This is a genomic window from Actinosynnema sp. NPDC023658, assembly GCF_040639995.1.
GTDB lineage: Bacteria > Actinomycetota > Actinomycetes > Mycobacteriales > Pseudonocardiaceae > Actinosynnema.
The window spans coordinates 1-2,020 of sequence record NZ_JBFAAX010000975.1 but is presented as its reverse complement, the minus strand read 5'-3'; the positions used below and the strand labels follow the sequence as shown (position 1 = coordinate 2,020).

Genomic DNA, 2,020 nt, shown 5'->3' with positions numbered 1-2,020 from the left:
TGCGACTCAACCAGAGCGGCAACGGTCCGGTCCCCGTTCTCCGGTGCGAACAATAGCCCGAGCCACCCGTTCACCGCCTCCTGAAGAATGTCTTCGCGGAGGTAGACCGTGGGTGGATGTGTGGCCAGCGCTGGTGATCCGGGCGCGAGCGTCCGAGCCGGACACCGGTAGTACACGCCGCGTACCCGTGGACTGGCTTCCATCTTCCGGCCGCAGGCGGTGCACCGGACGATGCCCCGGAACAGGTACGGCCGTTTCGTAGGCCGCTCGGCACGCTCGGTCTGCCCGGAATCCTTCGCACAAGATGCTGATGAGCGTGCTCGGCGGGATGAGCGAGTCCGAGCGTCAGCATGTGCAGGCTCGTGTCCGGGCGGCGATGGATGCCCAGGTCGTGAACGAGGGGCGGCACCAGGGCGGACGTCGTCGAACTTCCCGCCCAGTTCTGGCACCCACAGATCGACGCCGTACGCGGCGAACTTCGGCGCGACCAGCGAGAACTGGTTGCCGAACCAACACCGCGTGCCCTCACCGACCACCACGGCGTTCCACCCGCGATACGGGTTCTTCAACGCCGCGAGCAACCGGGCCGCCTCTTCGCGGCGCTCCCACGGCACCGACCGCGACTGCCCCACGTCGAAGAACTCCTCAGCGACGACCCCACCGAGCGGTTCCACGAACTTCCGCGCGTTGCCGAACTGCCACCCGCGAGACGTCTCGGGATCTTGGTTGTCCTCCGTCGAACACCGCCCGTAGACCGCTACCGGCCCGATACCGTCCTCGATCGCTTCGACCACCTCGGCGCACACTGCCACCGCCGGATCCGTCGGGTGGCCGGAAGGGCTGAAGCCGTGCAGGTTGACGTACAGTTGCCCGTCGGGAAAGCGCTCCCAGTACCGATGCGTCCAGGTCAGGGCGAGCCAGGTCTTACCGGCCCGCACGGGTGTCGAGTTGGTGGTGCAGGGTCCGGCCGGGTCGCTGGAGGACACCGCGATTCGTTCCTGGCAGAGCGGCGCTTCGACAACGTCCGATCTACCAGGAGTTCCCTCGTCTGCGCACCAAAAGGCCTCCATCTGCTCAAGCTCGGAAACAGCTACTGACATCACGTCCGGATGTGCGACACTGATGACCGTGCGTATCGACGTGGTCAGCGTGCCAGGAGATCCCGATCGGACGAATGAAGATTACGCGGGTGCGGCACTCACGCTCGGAGGTGTTCACGGGGTTGCCGTCGTATTGGACGGGGTGACTCCGCCAGCGGACGGAATCACGGGTTGCGTGCACGGGGTGCCGTGGTTCACCGACCGGTTGGCCAATGGGATAGTGCGAATCGCCGGAACGTCTCCTGACACGAGCCTGGCGAACTGCCTCGACGAGGCGGTGGCCCTGACCGCTTTGGCACACCTCCCGGAGTGCGACCTCTCCCACGTTCACACCCCGCAGACCACGGTGGTCATCGTGCGCTGGGACTCCGAGCAGGTCGAATACCTCGTCCTCTCCGATTCGGTGCTCCTGCTGGAGGGTGCGGACGGCGCCGTGAGGGCCATCCTGGAAACCCGCTTGGACGACGTGCAACGGAAACCGGAGGTGCGAGCACTGCACGAACGGTTCAGCGCGCTTCCGGCGGGTTCTCCCGAGCGGGCCGCGGCTTTCCGGGAGTTCGGGCAAACCGTCGAACGGCTCCGCAACAAGCGCGGTGGTTTCTTCACCGCGGCGGCCGACCCCAATATCGGCCGGTATGCGGTGACCGGAACGGAACAGCGCGATGCCGTCCGCTCGGCGGTGGCGCTGACCGACGGCGCGTCCCGTTGGAAAGAGATGTTCCGCCTCGGCGACTGGGGTGACCTCGTGGACGTGCTGAAGAAAGCCGGGCCGCGGGCCGTGGTGGAACAGGTGCGCGCGGCCGAAGGCGCGGACCTCGACCGTCGTATGTTCCCGCGGTTCAAGACGCATGATGACGCGTCCATTCTCTGCTTGACCCTGTAGTGCCGGCAATCGTCCACGACGGGTCAGTCCGTTCCCG

At 66.4% G+C, this 2,020-nt stretch carries 2 protein-coding genes; one reads left to right on the top strand and one right to left on the bottom strand.

Features of this window, described 5'->3' with window-relative positions; translation table 11 throughout:
• On the bottom strand, positions 1 to 986 hold a 986-nt coding region (locus AB0G02_RS37110), incomplete at its 3' end, for a recombinase family protein (RefSeq protein ID WP_360804253.1).
• Positions 987 to 1,128: 142 nt separating this feature from the next.
• Here AB0G02_RS37110 and AB0G02_RS37105 point away from each other — a divergent pair.
• Positions 1,129 to 1,983 carry a hypothetical protein gene (locus AB0G02_RS37105; protein ID WP_360804250.1) on the top strand — a complete coding sequence of 285 codons (855 nt, stop codon included), beginning with the start codon at positions 1,129 to 1,131 and terminating at the stop codon, positions 1,981 to 1,983.
• Positions 1,984 to 2,020 lie beyond the last annotated feature (37 nt).